17 protein-coding genes are annotated in these 18,997 nt (G+C 62.9%); 11 read left to right on the top strand and 6 right to left on the bottom strand.

The window, feature by feature from the left end; genetic code table 11:
* Positions 1–164 precede the first annotated feature (164 nt).
* Genes KQ661_RS01495 through KQ661_RS01480 form a run of 4 tightly spaced genes read left to right on the top strand, consistent with a single transcriptional unit; the run spans position 165 to position 2,596 of the window.
* Positions 165–716 carry a GNAT family N-acetyltransferase gene (locus KQ661_RS01495; protein WP_216685476.1) on the top strand — a complete coding sequence of 184 codons (552 nt, stop codon included), beginning with the start codon at positions 165–167 and terminating at the stop codon, positions 714–716.
* A gap of 30 nt (positions 717–746) precedes the next feature.
* Positions 747–1,514: a creatininase family protein gene (locus tag KQ661_RS01490; protein ID WP_216679029.1), complete on the top strand. Its 768-nt coding sequence runs from the start codon at positions 747–749 to the stop codon at positions 1,512–1,514.
* A 53-nt stretch (positions 1,515–1,567) separates the two neighbouring features.
* Entirely contained in the window at positions 1,568–2,206 is a 639-nt protein-coding gene (locus tag KQ661_RS01485) for an HAD family hydrolase (RefSeq protein WP_216685475.1), read from the top strand.
* Between the two features lie 60 nt (positions 2,207–2,266).
* Positions 2,267–2,596 (top strand): DUF433 domain-containing protein, encoded by a 330-nt coding sequence (locus KQ661_RS01480; RefSeq protein ID WP_216727920.1) that lies wholly within the window; start codon positions 2,267–2,269, stop codon positions 2,594–2,596.
* Between the two features lie 208 nt (positions 2,597–2,804).
* Here KQ661_RS01480 and KQ661_RS01475 read toward each other — a convergent pair whose 3' ends face one another.
* The 4 genes from KQ661_RS01475 to KQ661_RS01460 all read right to left on the bottom strand — a co-directional run bounded on the left by KQ661_RS01475 (position 2,805) and on the right by KQ661_RS01460 (position 8,894).
* On the bottom strand, positions 2,805–4,466 hold the full coding sequence (locus tag KQ661_RS01475; RefSeq protein WP_216679027.1) for an MFS transporter: 1,662 nt from the start codon (positions 4,464–4,466) through the stop codon (positions 2,805–2,807).
* A 208-nt stretch (positions 4,467–4,674) separates the two neighbouring features.
* A complete protein-coding gene (locus KQ661_RS01470; protein ID WP_216679026.1) occupies positions 4,675–5,712 on the bottom strand; it encodes a LacI family DNA-binding transcriptional regulator in 1,038 nt (345 codons plus the stop codon).
* A gap of 304 nt (positions 5,713–6,016) precedes the next feature.
* On the bottom strand, positions 6,017–6,625 hold the full coding sequence (locus tag KQ661_RS01465) for a pentapeptide repeat-containing protein (RefSeq protein WP_216679025.1): 609 nt from the start codon (positions 6,623–6,625) through the stop codon (positions 6,017–6,019).
* A gap of 178 nt (positions 6,626–6,803) precedes the next feature.
* Positions 6,804–8,894, bottom strand: coding sequence for an ExeM/NucH family extracellular endonuclease (locus tag KQ661_RS01460; protein ID WP_216685474.1), 2,091 nt, complete (start codon positions 8,892–8,894; stop codon positions 6,804–6,806).
* A gap of 286 nt (positions 8,895–9,180) precedes the next feature.
* On the opposite strand from KQ661_RS01460, the gene KQ661_RS01455 reads away from it, so the two are divergent.
* Both KQ661_RS01455 and KQ661_RS01450 read left to right on the top strand, forming a co-directional pair.
* Positions 9,181–10,428, top strand: a complete 1,248-nt coding sequence (locus KQ661_RS01455) for a Gfo/Idh/MocA family protein (protein ID WP_317196052.1) — start codon at positions 9,181–9,183, stop codon at positions 10,426–10,428.
* Positions 10,429–10,617: 189 nt separating this feature from the next.
* The gene (locus KQ661_RS01450; protein ID WP_216679023.1) at positions 10,618–11,034 is read left to right on the top strand and encodes a hypothetical protein; all 417 of its coding nucleotides are present in this window, start codon (positions 10,618–10,620) and stop codon (positions 11,032–11,034) included.
* Between the two features lie 52 nt (positions 11,035–11,086).
* Here KQ661_RS01450 and lysA read toward each other — a convergent pair whose 3' ends face one another.
* Positions 11,087–12,322 carry a diaminopimelate decarboxylase gene (lysA, locus tag KQ661_RS01445; RefSeq protein WP_216685473.1) on the bottom strand — a complete coding sequence of 412 codons (1,236 nt, stop codon included), beginning with the start codon at positions 12,320–12,322 and terminating at the stop codon, positions 11,087–11,089.
* Positions 12,323–12,370: 48 nt separating this feature from the next.
* Here lysA and KQ661_RS01440 point away from each other — a divergent pair, with 48 nt between their 5' ends.
* A complete protein-coding gene (locus KQ661_RS01440; RefSeq protein ID WP_216679021.1) occupies positions 12,371–12,913 on the top strand; it encodes a DinB family protein in 543 nt (180 codons plus the stop codon).
* Between the two features lie 80 nt (positions 12,914–12,993).
* Here the strand turns inward: KQ661_RS01440 and KQ661_RS01435 are convergent, their stop codons facing one another.
* The gene (locus tag KQ661_RS01435; protein ID WP_216685472.1) at positions 12,994–14,085 is read right to left on the bottom strand and encodes an NADH:flavin oxidoreductase/NADH oxidase; all 1,092 of its coding nucleotides are present in this window, start codon (positions 14,083–14,085) and stop codon (positions 12,994–12,996) included.
* 454 nt (positions 14,086–14,539) lie between these two features.
* Here KQ661_RS01435 and KQ661_RS01430 point away from each other — a divergent pair, with 454 nt between their 5' ends.
* The 4 genes from KQ661_RS01430 (at position 14,540) to KQ661_RS01415 (ending at position 18,964) form a co-directional block, all read left to right on the top strand.
* Complete coding sequence (locus KQ661_RS01430) at positions 14,540–15,460, top strand: prephenate dehydratase (protein WP_216679019.1); 921 nt, start codon at positions 14,540–14,542, stop codon at positions 15,458–15,460.
* Positions 15,461–15,603: 143 nt separating this feature from the next.
* A complete protein-coding gene (locus tag KQ661_RS01425) occupies positions 15,604–16,806 on the top strand; it encodes a pyridoxal phosphate-dependent aminotransferase (protein WP_216679018.1) in 1,203 nt (400 codons plus the stop codon).
* Between the two features lie 44 nt (positions 16,807–16,850).
* The gene (locus KQ661_RS01420; protein ID WP_216685471.1) at positions 16,851–17,696 is read left to right on the top strand and encodes a prephenate dehydrogenase; all 846 of its coding nucleotides are present in this window, start codon (positions 16,851–16,853) and stop codon (positions 17,694–17,696) included.
* Positions 17,697–17,893: 197 nt separating this feature from the next.
* Positions 17,894–18,964, top strand: a complete 1,071-nt coding sequence (locus KQ661_RS01415; protein ID WP_226915680.1) for a chorismate mutase — start codon at positions 17,894–17,896, stop codon at positions 18,962–18,964.
* The last annotated feature ends 33 nt before the right edge of the window (positions 18,965–18,997 follow it).

Here is an 18,997-nt window from a genome sequence, read left to right as displayed (position 1 = left end):
GGACCTTCTAAACAGCTTCGATATTTCCTCCAACGACACCGGCGGCGGCGGCTTCGACAGTGGCAACGATAATAGTGGCTCGTGGTAGGGTAGTGCGTTTTGGTGCGGGAGCTTCTGGTTTCAGGAAAGCCGAAGATTTGCCCGGCCGGCCGTAAGTTGCCACCATGTCTTTACCCCACACACCTCCCTCGGTAGTGCCGGTGCTGGAAACCAGCCGCCTGCGTTTGCGGGGCTTCCGCGCCGATGATTTTGATGCCTGGTTTGCCATGAGCCGGCAGCTGGCCTACCACCGTTATTTCACCCCCGAGCCCATGCCCGCCGAGGAAGTATGGAAGCTGGTGCTGCGCAGTTCCGGCCATTGGCTGCTAACGGGTTACGGGTTCTGGGCAGTAGAGGAAAAGGCCAGTGGCCGGTTTGTGGGGGCCGTAGGATTTCTGCACCTGAAGCGCGACCTTGAGCCGCCTCTGGGCGACACCCCGGAAATCGGCTGGGTGCTGGACCCGGCCATTCACGGCCGGGGCTATGCCTCGGAGGCGGTAGAAGCCGTACTGGCCTGGGGCGAAAGCCACTTTGGGCCGGTGCGTACCGTGTGCATCATTCACCCCGAAAACGAGCCCTCGCTGCGCCTGGCGGCCAAATTTGGCTACCGCGAATACGCCCGCGCCACCTACCACAACCAGCCCATCGTGCTGCTGGAGCGGCTCGGGGCGGCATAAGTACCCTTCTTCTATTTCCCCATTCCCGCCATGGCGCCCCGTCCCTACATCCTCGCCGAAACCACCTGGAAGACCGTTCAGGAGGCCAACTATGAAGTGGTCATATTGCCCTGGGGTGCCACCGAGGCCCACAACTACCACCTGCCCTACGCCACCGACAACATTCAGGCGGACTATGTGGCCGCCGAGGCCGCCCGCAAGGCCTGGGACCAGGGCGCGAAGGTGGTGGTGCTGCCCTGCATTCCGTTTGGGGTGAACACCGGCCAGCTCGATATCACCCTCGACATGAACCTGAACCCCAGCACCCAGTTGGCCATTTTGGGCGATATTGTGCACACGCTGGCCCGGCAGGGCATCCCGAAGCTGGTGATTTTGAACGGCCATGGCGGCAACGACTTCCGCCAGATTCTGCGCGAGCTGCAGGCCGATTTCCCCAACGTATTCCTCAGCACCCTCAACTGGTTCAAGGCCGCCGACCGCAATCAGTACTTCTCGGCCCCCGGCGACCATGCCGATGAGCTGGAAACCAGCGTGATGCTCCACCTCACGCCCGACCTGGTGAGCCCCCTGAGCGAAGCCGGCAACGGCGCGGCCCGGCAGTTCCGCATTGCGGCGCTGCGCCAGGGCTGGGCCTGGGCCCAGCGCGAGTGGAGCCAGGTTTCGGCCGATACCGGCGTGGGCAACCCCGCCGCCGCCAACGCCGAAAAAGGTGCGGCCTTCCTCGAAGCCGTGACCACCAACATTGCCCAATTCCTGGTGGAGCTGGCCGCCGCCGACCCGCAGGATTTGTATGAATAAGCGCCCGCTTTCTGCCGGCCCCCATTGCCTTTGCCGGCGCTCAATCCGCTCCCATGCCCGACCATTTCGACAGCGTAATATTTGACCTCGACGGCACCCTGTGGGATGCCTCGGTGGCCATCACCCGGGCCTTCCAGGCTGCTAAAAACAGCGTTGACTACATTGAAAATGATGTGACCCTGGCCCAGGTGCAGGCCGTGACCGGCCAGCCCTATACCGTGGTATACGAGCGCCTGTTTCCCAACCTGCCCGCCGATAAGCTCGAAGAATACCGCGCCCTCTGCGCCCGGCAGGAGCTGGCCGCCGCCGTAGAGCACGGCGGCACGCTCTATCCCGGCCTCGAAACGGCCCTTCGTTACCTGCTGAATCAGGGCTACCGGCTTTTCATCGTGAGCAACTGCCAGCTGGGCTACGTGGAGGGCTTTTTCAGGCACAGCGGGCTGGCCCGCTACTTTGAAGGCCACCAGTGCTTCGGTACCAGGCTGCTGCCAAAATCGGAGAACATCCGAGAAATCGTTGCCGAATACGACCTGCAGGCACCCGTGTACGTGGGCGACACGCCCGGCGACCTGGCCGCCAGCGCGGCGGCCGGCGTGCCGTTCATCTTCGCCACCTACGGCTTTGGCCGGCTCAGCGAGGCCGAAGCGCCGCTGCGCATCAACCAGCCCGGCGATTTGGAACGGCTGCTGTAGCGTACCTGGGGTGGCGCATTTCGGCGCGCTGCGGTACTTTGGGGCAGGAATTCCCCAGCCATTCCCCGCATCACCATTCACCCGGCCATCTGCGAAGGGCAGCCCACCGTGCGCGGGCTGCGCTACCCCGTGTGGCAAGTGCTTGAGTGGCTGGCTTCCGGGTTGAGTGCTGACGAAATTCAGGCCGCTCATCCCGCACTGGAGCCGGAGGATTTCCGGGCCTGCCTGGCTTTTGCCGCTGGCCGCCTCAAGCCCCTGGGCCGGGTAGCCGAAGCGCCGCAGGACGAAAAAACGGAGCAGTGGCTGCTGGGGCGGCAGGGCCAGTGGCTGGCCGAGCAGGAGTTTCTGAAGCAGCTCTGGGAGCGTAGTCCGGCCATTAATCCGGCGTAGCGCGGCTGCGGGCCCGGAGGGGTTGGCCGCCGCCGGTGCCAATACCCCGCCAGTCTGGGGCCGCGAAACCGCCTTAGAGCAGTTCCTTACTTAGTGTGCAGTTTTTAAACAACTCCGAAGTTAAAAGTTGAGCGTTAAAAGTTAAAAACTTGTCCTTTTAACTTTTAACGCTCAACTTTTAACTAGAGAAATATACCGTAAAACCGCATTAGCGCTGGCTTTCCAGCGTGGCTATGGGCGTGGCTACTTCCACGTTGGAGGTGGCGGGGAAGGCCAGCAGGTGCGTCACGCGGGGTGCGTCGGGGCCGGAGTGCAGGCGGCGCACGGCGGCTTCCACCACTTGGTCTTCGCGGGTGAAGCGGTGGTACTGGCGCTGGTGCTCGCCCCAGGTGGCCACGTAAAAGAACTCGGAAATGCGCGTGGGGTGGGCCACATCGGCAAATACGCCGGCGCGCAAGGCCCCATCGCGCAGGCGCAGGCGCTTGAGCTGGGCGGCGGCCGCGTGGAAGGCGCCCCAATTGGCCGGCTCGACGTGGTACTCGATGGTAACCATCACGGGGCCACTGTCGGGGTCGATGGCATCCTCGTCCACGGTGTGCGGGCGGTCATCGGCGGGGTCCAGGTTCAGGCCCTCGGCCGAGCGCATGGGGAAGGGCACGGCCAGCAGGGTGCTGGCCAGCATCCAGCCGGCGGCGGTCAGCAGCGAGGTGCGGAGCGAAAGATGGTCGGCCAGCTCGCCCCAAACCAGGCTGCCCACCGATAAGCCGGCCTGAAACACCAGCATGTACACGCTGATAACCCGGGCCTGCACCCAGCGGGGCACGCTCAGCTGCACGGTGGTGCTGAAGCTGGTCATCACCAGCAGCCAGGCAATGCCCGACACGAACATCACCGCGTATAGAATAAAAATCTGATTGACCAGCGCCAGCGCCACGTTAGTGCCCACAAAAGCCAGCACGCCCAGCAGCACCCGCTGGTTGAAATTGAGCCGCGAGCCGGCCCGGCCCATCAGCAAGGCCCCCGTTACGGCTCCCGCGCCCAGCCACGAGAGCATCACGCCGTAGTGTCCCGAGCTGAGGTGCAGCCGCCGCGCCACCACCACCGACACCAGCCCCCACATGGCCGCCGCCCCAAACGAAAACGCAAACGTGCGTGCCAGCACCCCATAAATGGCCGGCGAATACTGCACGTAGCGCATGCCGGCCCGCAGTGCCCCAATAAAGTTCTCGGCCGGTCCGCTGGTCACGGTGGGCTGGCGCTTCCAGAAATACACCACTGCCCAGGTGCCCAGAAACGACACCCCGTTCAGCAAAAACACCCAGCCCGACGAATAATACGCGATAATGGCCCCGCCAATGGCCGGCCCAATGGCCCGCGCAATGTTGTTGCTCACTCCGTTGAGCGTAATGACCGACCCCAGCGCCGGGCGCGGCACTAGCTCCGTGGCAATGGCCTGCCAGATGGGCGCATTGAGCGCCGCGCCCATGCCCAGCAAAAACGTGAAGCCCAGCACCCCATAGGCCGAAATGCCGTTATTCAACGTGAGCACGCCCAGCCCCGTGGCCACCATCGCCATAAAGCCCTGCGTGAGGAGCAGCAGCCGGCGGCGGTCCACCAAATCGGCCATCACGCCGGCCGGCATGCTCAGCAGAAAGGCCGGCAGCGAGGTGGCCGTCTGCATCAGGGCCACCAGTAGGGCCGAGGTGGTGAGGGTGGTCACAAACCACACGCCGGCCACGTTCTGCATCCAGGTGCCCACGTTGCTCACCAGCCCCGCAATCCAGATGGCCCGGAACAGGGCGTACATGAACGGGGTCCAGAGCGTGACTTGGGCGGGGGGAGCAGGGGACGTAGCGACGGAATCAGACATCTGGCGGCAAGGGTATTTCGCCATTGATAACAGCGAAGCAGCACAAATGACTTCCTACGGCTTTCGACGAGGAAAGGAGAAATACAGGCTGTCATGCAGAGGGCAGCGAAGCATCTTTACCGCAGTCACTCATCTTTTCAATTGAGTTGCGTTGAGCAGTAAAGATGCTTTGCTACGCTCTGCATGACGGCCTTTTGACTTTTGTTTGCTACCGCCGTTTCTGCGACGACTCGCGTACCAGCAGCTTGGGCTTGAGCACAATGGGCTTGGGCGGGCCGGTGCGGTTGGGGCCGCTTTTCAGCATTTTCTGCAGCAGCTGCACCGCCGTTTTGCCCATTTGCTCGCAGCGCTGGTCCACGCTGCTGAGCATGGGCTCGGTGAGGGACGTGAACATCTCGTTGCTGAAACCCACGATGGCTACGTCTTCGGGCACGCGCAGGCGCTGCGCTTTCACTACTTGCAGGGCGCCCACGGCGGCCATGTCGTTGCTCGAAAATACGCCGTCCGGGCGCTGGGGCAGCTTCAGGAGCTGGCGCATGGCCTGGGCCCCGTTCTTCTGGTTCAGTTCGAAGCAGGCAATCAGGTTATCGTCCACGGGCAGGCCGTGGGCCGTGAGGGCGTCGCGGTAGCCCTGGTGGCGGTTTTTGTGGATGCTCAGGCGCAGTGGGCCGGTGAAGTGCGCGATGCGCGTGCAGCCCTGCTCGATAAGGTGCGTCACGACCTGATAAGCGCCCTGGTAGTCGTCAATCACCACGGCGCTCACGTTGCTGCCCTGGAAATCCTCCACCATGCGGTCGAAAAATACCAGCGGGATGTTCTGCTGGCGCACCGCCTCGAAGTGGCCGAAGCTCTGCGTAGTGTTGGCCAGCGAAACCAGGATGCCCTCGACCTGCGAGTTCATCAGCAGGTCGATGTTCTTCTGTTCCTGCTGGGCGTCCTCGTTCGACTGGCAAATCATCACGTTGAAGCCCAGCTTGGCGGCCTCGGTGGCGATGCCGTGCACCACCTGCGGGAAAAAGTGCCCCGTGATGTGCGGCACCAGCACGCCCAGCGTGTTGCTGCGGCCCCGGCGCAGGGCGGCGGCCAGCTGATTGGGCTGATAGTGCATCTCCTCGGCCAGCTGGCGCACGCGGGCCTTGGTGGCCTCGCTCACGTCGTCGTGGTCGGAGAGGGCGCGGGAAATAGTGGAAGGCGAGAGGCCTAGCGTTTTAGCCAGGTCGGTAATGGAAGCGCGGCGATTGGCCATCTGGTCGTTGTAGCGAAGTGAGAAAATACCCGCGCGCTGGCAAGTGCGGCCAGCGGCGACGGATTCTGGCCCGGCCGAAAACGAGGGCCGCAGGGCCCAACCGTACTGCGGCGCGGGGTGCTGACAAGTAACCGAAAGTAGGGAGCTCGTCTGGTCGTCAGGCGGTGGCTTTCGGGCAGAGATGGGAATTCGAACGCAATTTACTAGCCGAAATCGAAACCGGAAGTTTGGTCAACAGGGAAAGCCGGTTTTCTGGCTAAAAAGGGGGGCTTTTGCGAATTCTCCGGCGGTGTCTGACCCGGGCTTACTCCACCACCAGATTGTACTTGGCTACCACGCCCAGCAGGCCGCTCAGCGTGAAATGCGCCCCGGTGATGACGTTGCTTTCGGGGTCGATGACGAAGCCGGTGGCACTGCGGAAATCCGCCTCGGCCAGCCGCGTGTTCTGGAACGTGGCCCCGGTCAGCGCGCAGCCCTGGAACACGGCCGCCGAAAGGTCGGCATCGGCAAAATCGGCTTCTTCCAGCGTGCAGCCCACGAAGCGCGTGCCCGGCATCACGCGCCCCGCAAACGAGGCGTAGCGCAGCTGGCACTGGTCGAAATGCACCCCGAACAGCATGTCGCGGCAGGCCGTGAACTGCAGGCCCAGCAGCTTGCAATCGGCAAAAGCCACGTTTTGCAGAGCCGTACCCGCCAGCTTGGCCGAGCTCAGGTTGCAGTGCTCAAAGAGGCAGTCGGTGAACCGCAGCCGGCTGAAATCGGCCCCGCTGAAATCGCAGCTCACGAAGTGGAACTCATCGAACTCGGTATGGCCCAGCAGGTGGCGGGCATCCCAGCGCTCGGCCACGTTTTCGGCGGGGAAATGGGTGGGCTTGCGGAGGACGGTGGGCTTGCGGCGGGGCTTAATGGCCATCGGAATGGGGGTTTCTATCTATCAGACAAAAAACATCGTGCGAACAAAGCAGAACGTCATGCCGAGCGGAGCCGAGGCATCTCGCGTGCAGCAGTAAACCCAAACGCCGGGGTTACTACCACAAGCGAGATGCCTCGCGGCTCCGCTCGGCATGACGTTCTTCTAGCTCAACGTAAAGCTACAGTTTCACCACGCGCTGCACCTGGCTGAAACCGGTGCCGCTCAGGCGCAGTACGTAGGTGCCGGCCGCCAGCCGCGCCGTGCGCGGCCCAATTGCAGCCTGCAGTTCCTCGGCCGTGCCGTGCAGCGCGAGCAGTTGCTGGCCCAGTACCGATATCACTTCCAGCGTCATCGGCTGCGCCGCGAAGCCGCTGAGGCGGAGGTTGAACGCGCCGGGCGCGGGGTTGGGGAAAATGTCGATTTGCCCACCCGTGGTGGCCCGGCCGGTGGCCGTGACGGTGGTGCGGAAATACAGTCCGATGAGCACCGGGTCGTGGTCGGAAGAGCGGAAGGGGCTGGTGATGTCGGTGGCCGCGCCGGCTATGCTATACTCCAGAAACTCGGGCTCGCTGGCATTGATGTGCCACTTTTCCACGGCCGCGTGGCTCACCAGGTTGTCGCTGAGCACGGCGTGGTCGAGGCTGCCGCTCAGGCCGTTGAATAGGTAGGAGGCGCTGCTGGCGGGGCTGGGCAGCACGAAGCCGGCGGCCCGCATAATGTCCATCGGGTCTTCCTCGTAGTTGGCGTTGTAGTCGCCCACGCTCACCACGTAGCGCGTGCCTGCGGGCTTCACCACGGTGTTGATGAATTGCACCAGGCCCGTGGCCTGGCTCTTGCGGCGCGGGTTGGAGGCACCCTGGCCGTCGCCCTGGTCGGCGTTGGTCCCGGTGCCGCTGGCTTTCGACTTGAGGTGGTTGACGACGAGCGCAAACGTGTCGCGGGCGGCCGTGGCGCGGTTGGTAATGAAAATCTGGGCCAGCGGCGGGCGCTCAAAAATGCCGGTTGTCGTTACCAGCAGGGCCGGGCCGTAGAGCGTTACCGCCGCCGGTTTGTAGAGGATAACGCAGTGAATGAGGTCGGTATCGTTGGGCTGGGCGTTGGCGCCGCCATCGTTCACGAAGGCGTAGGTGCCCGCGCCCATGAGCTGGTTGAGGCCGTTCACCAGGTCCTGCACGGCCGAGTTGGCCCCGGTGCCGTCGTTCTCCACCTCCATCAGGCCCAGCACGTCGGCATTCATCTGGGACAGGGCCACGAGAATTTTGCTGCGCTGGCGCTGGAAGTCGGCCAGCGTTTTGGCCCCGCGCGAGGTGGGGAAGCCCGCCCCCAGGCCGTCGCCGTTGAAGAAATTGAGCACGTTCATGCTGGCGATTTTCACGTCAGTCGGCCCGAAGGTGGGCACCGGCGGGCGCACCGAAATCACGGCCGGCGCGTCGGCCCCGGCCAGGGGCTGGATGCGCCACTTGCTGCTGCCGTAGCCCATGATGCCGCGCAGGCTGGCCACGGTGCTACCCACCCGCGTGGTTTGGGTGGTAGCGTCGAGGTAGGGGATGGGGGTGGGGTTGGTGGCGGCGCGGCCGTCGTCCAGCAGCAGGCTTTTGTTCACGTTGTCGGCCTGGTAGGCGTTCACGGCGGGCACGTTGCTGGTGCCGCTGCTGCTGGTGCCGCTGGCGGGGTTGTCGTTGGGGTCCACGAACTGTGTGGGCTGGTACACGAGGCCGCGCAGGGAAATGTTCAGCTCGCCGCGCGATTTCAGCGCGGCTACGTCCGACACCGTAATTGGGGCCGAAAACTGCACCCGCATGCCTTCCAGCGGCTCGGCGTCGGCCACCGAGAACGTGGCGTTGTCGATGATGGAGAAGGCGGGCTGGGCACTGCTGGCTGCCAGCACCGTGATGGTGGGCGAGGTGAGCACGGCCTGGTTGAACGACGGGGAGGCGGGGCCTTCCTGCACCGCGCCGGTAATGCGCAGGCGGTTGCCCACGGCCACCGTGGGGCTGGTTTGCACCACAAACAGGGCATCGGAAGTGGTGGGGTTGCCGTCGGCGCTGGCCGCGTCGTTCTGTATGTAGAAGCCGGCTGGGCTCAGGTCGGCGTACACGCTAGTCACCACGCCCTCAATGGTATAGGTGCCCGTCGTGGCCACCGCCCCGGTGCCCTGGATGGTGCCAATGGACGTGACGGCCGTTTGGGCCTGCGCTAGGGCCGGAACCAGACTACCGGCGGCTAAGGCAACAATAATGGGAAAAAACGAGCGAGTAAAGTCCTTCATCAGCAAGTTAAAAAGTGAGTAAACCCAATGCGGGGCTAAATATACTAGGGTTTTATTGGTTGGAAATACTTGCGTAAAACCGGGACAATAAGCCCAGCCGCACGGTGGCACGGGGCAGCTTTAGTCCCGGCCGGGCACGTAAGCAACCCTGCTGATACCCAATCCCCGCCTTTCCCTGCCCCAACCCCATGTTCCAGGAAAACACTGCTTTCAATACCGCCTTCAGTGCCGAAGTCGAAAACGGCTACGACGAGTCGCGCCGTCATTTTATCAACCACGCCGGGCGGTGCCTGCTGGCCGTGGGTGTGGCCAGCAGGCACCGCCCATCGCCGCCTCCGAAGCCCACCAAGCCGCCGAAGCTGCCGCCGCGCCCGCTACCGGCCCGCTCGATATCAAGCTGCCGCTCCTCGAAGCGCCCACCGACCCCAAAGGGGCCGAACCCTTCAACCCCGACGCGCCCGACCGCCGCGTGGGCTACGCGCTGGTGGGTCTGGGACACCTCACGCTCAATGAGATACTGCCCGCCTTCGGCAAAAGCAAGCACGCCCGGCCGGTAGCGCTGGTGAGTGGCGACGCCGACAAAATGGCCAAGGTGGCCAAGCAGTATGGCATTAAACCAAGCAGCTGCTACTCGTATCAGACCTACGATAAGCTCAAGGACAACCCCGAAGTGGAGATGATTTACATTGTGCTGCCCAACTCCATGCACCACGAATTTACGCTGCGCGGGGCCAAGGCCGGCAAGCACATTCTCTGCGAAAAGCCGATGACCAACTCCGTGAAAGAGTGCGAGGAAATGATTGAGGCCTGCAAAAAAGCCGGCAAAAAACTTACGATTGCCTACCGCATTCAGTGCGAGCCCCTGAACCGGGCGGCCATGAAACAGGTGCGCGCCAAAACCTACGGCGCCACCAAGATGCTGCAGATGATGAACACCCAGAACCAGGCCCACGACCAGCAGTGGCGGCACAAAAAGGCGCTGGCCGGCGGCGGCTCGCTCCCCGACGTGGGCCTGTACTGCCTCAACACCACGCGCTTCCTGCTGGGCGAGGAGCCCACCGAGGTTTCGGCCCAGATTTACAGCACGCCGGGCGACGACCGGTTCAAGGAAATTGAAGAGAACGTGAGCTTCACGCTGCGCTTTCCCAGCGGCGCCATTTCGCAGTGCATGACGGGCTACGGCTCTTTCAACAACAAGAGCTACACGGTGTATGCCGAAACCGGCAGCATCAAAATGGACCCCGCATTCCCCTACCACGGCCTGCACCAGGAGCGCATTCACGCCCCCGATGGCCAGCAGGTTAAGGAAACGCCCAACGACCCGCAGAAAGACCAGTTTGCCCTCGAAATGGACCACATGGCCGAGTGCGTGCGCCAGAACAAAACGCCCTGCACCCCCGGCGAGGAAGGCCTGCAGGACCAGCGCATCATGGAAGCCATCTACCTGTCGGCCAAAGAGAACCGGCCCGTGCAACTGCCCGCCGTGGCGAAGCTGGACGCTTTCCGGGGCGCAGCACCGAAGGATGAAGCATAGCCCGGCGCCCTGATGCCGCATCCGGCTTTGGGCAGTAGGTGCGGGCATCTCAATAAAAAATCGCCCAAAGAATAACCCCGGCCGGGGTTATTTGGTTAGGACACGCGGGCGTTGGCCCGGAACCAGGCTTTTGGGCCGGAGGCCGGGCCAATGCCATTGGTTTTGATTCTTAAGTTGATGTCGTCGCCTGTGTCCCGTTCCCTTTATTTTGAAAACAGCGCCGGGCGCATTTGGGAAGAAGCCTCGGGCTATCTGCGGCTCGATTACAAAGCCGGCCCGCGTGATATTGTGCAGTTTCGGGCCATTCTAACCCACCTCATGCAGGCCATGAGCCGCCACCGCTGGTCGCGCGCCATGATTGACCAGCGCCTGATGTCGCCCTATACTTCCATCGAGCAAACCTGGATGAGTGAGGAATGGCTGCCCCGCGCCGTGCACGAGCACGGCTACCGCTACGGCGCCGCCCTGGTGGCGCAGGATGTGTTCGCCCGCCTCGCCATGAATCAGTTTGTGCTGTCCAACCGCAGCCTGCCCCACACCTACCGCTCCTTTGAAACCGAAGAAACGGCCTTGGCCTGGCTGGAGTCGATGAGCGGTCAGCACTAGATAAACTGGTTGGAGCGGTGGGCGCTGGCCGCAGGCTAAGGACAGCGTATGGTTACTCGGCCTGCGCCGGCACTCCGGCCGCTACGTCAATCTGCCCGGCAAGTAGGTCTTCAAACGTCTGGCGCTTGCGAATCAGGCGGAGCTCGCCGCTGGCGTCCAGTAGTACTTCGGCGGGGCGGGTGCGCGAGTTGAAGCTGCTGCTCATCTCGAAGCCGTAGGCCCCGGCGTTGTGGAAGGCCAGCAGGTCGTTTTCGTGGATTTCGGGTAGCAGCCGGTCCCAGGCGAAGGTATCCGTCTCGCAGATATTGCCCACCACGGTATAGAGCCGCCCCGTGCCGGTGGGGTTGGTCAGGTTGCTGATGTGGTGGTAGCTGTCGTAGAACATGGGCCGAATCAGGTGGTTGAAGCCCGAGTTCACGCCCGCGAACACCGTGGCAGTGGTTTGCTTCACCACGGCCACGCTCACCAGCAGGGAGCCGGCTTCGCTCACCAGGTACTTGCCGGGCTCGAACCAGCATTCCAGCGGGCGGCCATATTCTTTCTCGAAGGTTTTGAAGGCTTCGGCCACCTGCACGCCCAGCGTGGTCACGTCGGTTTCGGGGTCGCCGGGCTTGTAGGGCACTTTGAAGCCCGAGCCGAGGTCCAGAAAATCCAGGTCGGGGAAGCGGCCGGCGGCGTCGAACAGGATTTCGAGCGAGCGCAGGAACACGCCCACGTCCTTGATTTCGGAGCCCGTGTGCATGTGCAGGCCGCGTACGTGCAGGCCAGTGCCCTTCACCACGCGCTCCAGGTGCCGCAGCTGATGGATGCTGATGCCAAACTTGGAGTCGATGTGGCCGGTTTGAATCTTGTAGTTGCCGCCCGCCTCAATATGCGGGTTCAGGCGTACGCACACCGGATACGAGCCGCCAAACGTGGCCCCGAACCGCTCCAGTAGTGAGATATTATCAATGTTGAGATTCACGCCCAAGTCCTTGGCTTCCACCAGTTCCTCAAACGTCACGCTGTTGGGCGTAAACAGAATGTTCTCCGGTGCGAAGCCCACATGCAGCCCCAGTCGTACTTCGTTGATGCTCACGCAGTCCAGTCCCGAGCCCAGGCTGTGGATGTGGCGTAGAATGGCTACGTTGCTCAGCGCCTTGCAAGCGTAGAAAAAACGGGTTTTATGGCCCGCAAAGGCTTTAACCAGTTTTTTGTACTGCCCCGTGATGGTGGCCGCATTATACACGTAAAGAGGGGTGCCGAACTGGTCGGCCGCAGCGCGCAGCGCATCGTTAATACCTGACATAATTACAAAAGTACGGCCTAAGCAGCCGCTCCGAATACGGTACAACCAATGAGTAGCCTAACGTTCCCGTCCCCGCCGCCGCTTGCAACCCGCGAAGTATGGCTACGCGGCCCACTTCCCGCCGTGCCGCCGCTGCTTCAGCCCGTGGCTCACGCCCTGCTGCAAGCCCGCGAAGAGCTGACTAAGGCGCTGCGCGGCTTCCCGCCCGCGCTGCTCAACGAGCGGCCCGGCGGTGTGGCCTCCGTGGGCTTCCACCTCCAGCACCTGGCCGGCGTGCTCGACCGCACCTTCACCTACGCCCGCGCCGAGGCGCTCTCGGAAAGCCAGCTGGCTGCCTTGGCCGCTGAAAATCCGCCGCTGGCCATTGAATCTGATATGGTGCAGACGCTGGTGCAGCGCTTCGACGCGCAGGTTGATAGCGCCCTGGCGCAGCTTCGCAGCACCGACGAGGCTACGTTGTCAGAAACACGCGGCGTGGGCCGGGCGCAGCTGCCGTCCACCGTCGTGGGCCTGCTGGTGCATGCGGCTGAGCACACCACGCGCCACCTGGGCCAGCTGCTGGTAACGGCGAAGTGGGTGCAAAGCACGTAGCGCGGACTTTTAGTCCGCGAGTCCACAGCATTGAAAAAAATGTGAATGGCTGGAACCCGCGGACTAAAAGTCCGTGCTACTTACCGCTGTCCAGCTGCCGAAGCCACGCGCGGCTTAGCGCGCTCATACTGTGCCGGCCACACCACCTCCGCGCCCAAATCCTGCGCCGCGAAGAGCGGGAAATACGGCTCGCGCAGGAACTCGCGGGCCAGCAGCACAAGGTCGGCCTGGCCGCTGGCCACAATGGCTTCGGCCTCGGCCGGCGTGGTGATGAGGCCTACCGCGCCGGTCAGCATCCCGGTTTCTTCCTTAATGCGCTCGGCAAACTGCACCTGGTAGCCGGGCCCTACGGGAATGGGCGCTTTGGGCACGTTGCCGCCCGTGGAGCAGTCAATCAGGTCCACGCCGCGCGTTTTGAGCAGGGCCGACAGCTGCACCGATTCGTCGGCGTTCCAGCCGCCTTCGGTCCAGTCCGTCACGGAGAGGCGCACGATTAGGGGCAGGTCTTCGGGCCATACCTCGCGGGTGGCGGCCACTACTTCCAGCAGCAGCCGGACGCGGTTTTCGAAGGTGCCGCCATAGGCATCGGTGCGCTGGTTGCTCAGCGGCGACAGAAACTCGTGCAGTAGGTAGCCGTGGGCTGCATGCAGTTCAATCACCTTGAAGCCTGCCGTGAGTGCCCGTTGGGCGGCGGCGCGGAAATCGGCAATCACCTTCTGAATACCGGCCGCGTCGAGGGCCGTGGGCACCGGATAATTGTCGTTGAACGCGGTGTCGCTGGGGCCGACTACCGGCCAGCCGCCATCGCTTTCGGGCACCACGCCCTCGCCCGACCACGGCCGGTAGGTGCTGGCCTTGCGGCCGGCGTGGGCCAGCTGCACGCCGGGCACGCTGCCCTGCGCCGTGATGAAGGCGTTGATGCGCTGGAGCATGGGCACGTGCTCATCTTTCCAGATACCGAGGTCTTCGGGGCTGATGCGGCCCTCGGGCGATACGGCGGTGGCTTCCTGAATAATGAGGCTGGCTCCGCCCACGGCGCGGCTGCCCAGGTGCACGAGGTGCCAGTCGTTGGCCAGGCCGTCTTCGGCGCTGTATTGGCACATAGGCGATACCACAATGCGGTTTTTTAGGACAACGCCGCGCAGGGCGAGGGGTTCAAATAGCTTAACCATGGAATAAATACTAGAGGAGATGCGAAGCTGGGTAAACCGGATTTGGGGCGTTTGGGTTATGGTGGTACTTTGATGGAGAAACCCAGCACGACGATTCCATTTGCTTTTCCCAAATCCGGCCTTACCTTGCAGCTGCAAACGCCTTAACCATGTTCCAGACGCGCTACTTTTTTGGCTATTATACCTTCTACGCCACCGCGTAGAACGAGCCGCCGTTTGTAGCTAACTCCCACAAACTTCTCCAGCGCCGCTCGTTCTTCGGGAGGTGCTTTTTTAATGCCCGGTTTTTCGATGACCACCCTGCACCACGTCTTTTTTACCTATTGCTATTACTTCTTCTATCTGAAGAAGCCGGCCCTTTGTTGCCAGTGTTAACCACTACACTGCCTGCCAACAAACTCAGGGCCATCGCACAGCGAAGGCCCTTTTTTATTGCTCAATAGTCTCACGTATCATGCTCCAGCACGTTTCCATCCAGGGTTTTCAGGGAAGCTTCCACGAAGTGGCGGCCCGGCAGTATTTCGGCGCGCAGCCGGCGCTGCTGCCGTGCGCCACCTTCGGCGCGGTGGTGGCGCACGTCGTTAGCGGCACCGCCGATGCTGGTCTTATGGCCATGGAAAACTCGTTGGCCGGCAGCATTCTGCCCAACTACCTGCTGCTGGAGCGCCACGCCGTGCGCGTGACCGGCGAGGTGTACCTGCCCATTCATCAGCACCTGCTGGCGCTGCCCGGCACCACGCTGGCCGACGTGCGGGCCGTGCACTCGCACCCCATGGCCCTGCGCCAGTGCGGCGAGTTCTTGGACCAATACCCGCGCTGGAAGCTGGTGGAAACCGACGATACCGGCCACAGCGCCCAGCTTCTGGCCGAGCAGCGCACGCTGGGCGTAGCCGTGGTGGCCGGCGCCCAGGCCGCCGAGCAGTTCGGCCTGCAAATCCTGGCCCCCGCCATCCACGACGACCCGCACAACTACACCCGTTTCCTGGTGCTGGAGCGGGCGGCGACGGTGCAGTCCGACCCGCTGGCCGATAAAGCCTCGCTCTATTTCTGTGCGCCGCACGCGCCCGGCAGCCTGGCCGCCGTGCTGGCCCGCGTGGCCGCGCAGGGCCTGAATTTGAGCAAGCTGCAATCGTGCCCCCGGCCCGGGCATGCTCGTACCCCGGTAGGGGCCTGGCACTACGGCTTCCATGCCGATGTGGAGTTTGAAGAAATGAGCCAACTGACAGCTCTGCTGCAGGATTTAGCCCCCGTGACGGAGGAGCTACGGGTGCTGGGAGCCTACCGGCGCGGCAGCATGGCCGAGGCAATGGGCGACGACACTCCCCTTCTTACCAAGGAGGGGATGCCGGCGCAAAGCGCCGGCTGGGGTGGTTAGGGCGTTGAACGACACCCGAACGATTGATTATGCGATAATTTCCAACGAAGCCAACGCCCCCAACCACCCTCGTTTTCGCTACGCGAAAACATCCCCTCCTTAGTAAGGAGGGGAGTTTACCCAAACTGCTTCAACCGTTACACATGAACATCCCCATTGCCAGCCGCTTAGCCCACACCGGCGAATACTACTTCTCACGCAAGCTCCGCGAGCTGGCCGCGCTCAATGCGGCCGGGGCCAACATCATCAGCCTGGGTATTGGCAGTCCCGATTTGCCACCGCATCCCAGCGTGATTGCGGCGCTGGCTGCTTCGGCCGCGCAGCCCACCGCGCACGGCTACCAGGGCTACCAGGGCACGCCGGCCCTGCGCGGGGCGATGGCCGAATTCTACCAGCGGCATTACGGCGTGGCGCTCGACCCAACTGCTGAAATCCTGCCGCTGCTGGGCTCGAAAGAGGGCCTGATGCACATCGGGATGACGTTTCTGGAAGCGGGTGATGCCGTGCTCATCCCCAACCCCGGCTACCCGACTTACCGCGCCGTGGCCGAAATATGCGGGGCCGAGGTGCGCGAGTACGACCTGACCGAGGCCGCCGGCTGGCTGCCCGATTTAGATGCGCTGGCCGCTACCGACCTCTCGCGGGTGAAGCTCATGCTGGTGAACTATCCACACATGCCCACCGGCACGGCCGCCGATTTGCCGTTTCTGACGCGCCTGGTGGCCTTTGCCACGGCCCACAACATTCTGCTCGTTCACGACAATCCCTATGGCTTTATCCTGAACGAGACGCCGCCCGTGAGCCTGCTGGCCGTGCCCGGGGCCCGCGAAGTGGCTATCGAGCTGAACTCGCTCAGCAAGAGCCATAACATGGCGGGTTGGCGCGTTGGCCTGCTCGCCGGCCGCGCCGATGTCATCGCCAACGTGCTCCGCTTCAAGAGCAACATGGACTCGGGCATGTTTCTGCCGGTGCAGCAGGCCGCCGTGGCCGCCCTGGCGCTGGGCGACGAATGGTTCCGGGAGCTCAATGCCACTTACCGCGCCCGCCGTGAGCTGGTGCTGGAGCTGCTGCGCGCCCTAGGCTGCCAGCCCGCGCCGGGCCAGACAGGCTTGTTCATTTGGGCGGCGGTGCCGGCTGGTTTCGCCGATGGCTACGCCCTGAGCGATGCCGTGCTGGCCGAAGCGCGGGTGTTCCTTACGCCGGGCGGCATTTTTGGGAGCAATGGGCTCGGCTACATCCGGGCCAGCCTGTGCCAGCCGGAAGCGCTGCTGCGCGAGGCGGTTCTGAGGGTTAAGAGTTATGGGTTAAAAGTAAGAGTTGACTCTGGCAGAATCCTAAGCTCTTAGCACTTACACCCAACTTCCCCCGCAACTCTTAACTCCTAACTCAAATGACCGTCACCATCATCGGACTGGGCCTTATCGGCGGTTCGCTGGCACTGAGCCTGCGGCAGCACGGGCTGGCGCAGCACCTCATCGGGGTTGAAAACAGCCCGGCCCACGCCCGGCGTGCTTTGGAATTAGGCTTGGTCGATGAAATCGAAACCGACCTGACGGCCGCCGTGCGCCGCGCCGACCTCGTGGTGGTAGCCGTACCTGTGGATGCTATGGTAGCCGTACTGCCGCCGGTGCTCGACCTCATCACCCCAAAGCAGGTGGTTATCGACGTGGGCTCGACCAAGCAGGCGCTGCTGGCGGCCGTGGCCGGGCACCCGCAGCGGGGCCGTTTTGTGGCTGCGCACCCCATGGCAGGTACCGAGCATTCGGGGCCGGAAGCGGCCATTTTGGGGCTGTTTGAGGGTAAAACGGTGGTGCTGTGCGACGTGGCTGCTAGCGACCCCGACGCCGTGCAGCTGGTCGAAAAGCTGTTCCAGGCGCTACCCATGCGACTGCTGTACCTCGATGGGGCGGCACACGACCTGCACACGGCCTACGTTTCGCATATCTCGCACATTACCTCATTTGCCCTGGCGCTCACGGTGCTGGAAAAGGAGAAGGAGGAACAGCAGATTTTCGACCTGGCCAGCGGCGGATTTGAGTCGACGGTGCGGCTGGCCAAGAGTGCGCCGGCGACCTGGGTGCCGATTTTCCGGCAAAACCGGCTCAACGTGCTCGATGTGCTCGATGAGCACCTGTACCAATTACAGCACCTGCGCGAGCTGCTGGCGCGGGAAGACTACGAGGGGCTAACGGAACAGATTCGGCAGGCCAACCACATTCGGAAAATTTTGCCGTGAGAGGATTTAAAAAAGAGAACGAAGAAAAATAACGTCATGCTGAGCGCAATTGAAGCATCTCTATCTCAATACTTAATCTGATTACTTCCGAGGTAAAGATGCTTCGCTGCGCGCTGCATGACCGTTCGGGGACTTTCTAAACAGCTTCGACAGCTAAAATCAATCAACACTAAAAAAGCAATACCATGAACCCAACCATGAAATCCGCCCTCTTCAATCGTCAGCCCGACGACAAGCCCTACCTCATTTCCGGCCCATGCTCGGCCGAAACCGAGGAGCAGGTGCTCGAAACCTGCCAGCGGCTGGCTGCTACCGGCAAGGTGCAGGCCCTGCGCGCCGGCATCTGGAAACCCCGCACCAAGCCCGGCGGCTTCGAGGGCGTGGGCACCAAGGGGCTGCCCTGGCTCAAGAAGGCCAGTGAGCTGACCGGCCTGCCCATTGCCGTGGAAGTGGCCACGGCCAAGCACGTAGAAGACTGCCTGGCCTTCGGCGTGGACATCCTATGGGTGGGCGCACGCACCACGGGCAACCCGTTTTCGGTGCAGGAAATTGCCAACGTGCTGCGCGGCGTGGACGTGCCGGTGCTGGTGAAAAACCCCATTCACCCCGAGCTGGAGCTGTGGGTGGGCGCCGTGGAGCGCCTGCAAAAGGCCGGCCTCACGCACGTCGGCCTCATTCACCGGGGTTTTTCGAGCTACGGCAACACCGACTTCCGCAACGCGCCGATGTGGCACCTGCCCATTGAGATGAAGCGCCGGATGCCCGAAATGCCGCTGCTCTGCGACCCCAGCCACATCTGCGGCCGGCGCGATACGCTGGCGGCCGTGGCCCAGCAGGCCCTCAACCTGGGCTTCGATGGCAACATGATTGAAAGCCACATCGACCCCGACAATGCCTGGAGCGATGCCAAGCAGCAAATCATTCCGGAAGTGCTGCGCGACCTGATTCAGAACCTGGTGTGGCGGCACGAAACCACCAACGCGCAGGAATTCCTTTCGGCCCTCACCGGCCTGCGCGAACAAATCAATCAGCTCGATGCCGAGGTGATGCAGCTGCTGGGCCGCCGAATGGCCGTGGCCGAAAAAATTGGTCTGTACAAGAAGGAAAACGACATCACCATCCTCCAGACCAGCCGCTGGAACGAGGTGCTGGAACGCGCCCAGCGCCAGGGCGCATCAGTGGGCCTCACCACTGATTTCGTGGAGCAGTACCTGGCCGCCGTGCACCTGGAATCCATCAGCCGCCAGAATAAGGTGATGGAAGGGTAGGCACCTGTCATTGCGAGCGGAACGCAGTGAAGC

Origin of the sequence: Hymenobacter siberiensis (genome assembly GCF_018967845.1) — a bacterium.
GTDB lineage: Bacteria > Bacteroidota > Bacteroidia > Cytophagales > Hymenobacteraceae > Hymenobacter > Hymenobacter siberiensis.
Note: the sequence above shows the minus strand (reverse complement) of the source record. Positions and strands in the feature narration are given on the sequence as shown.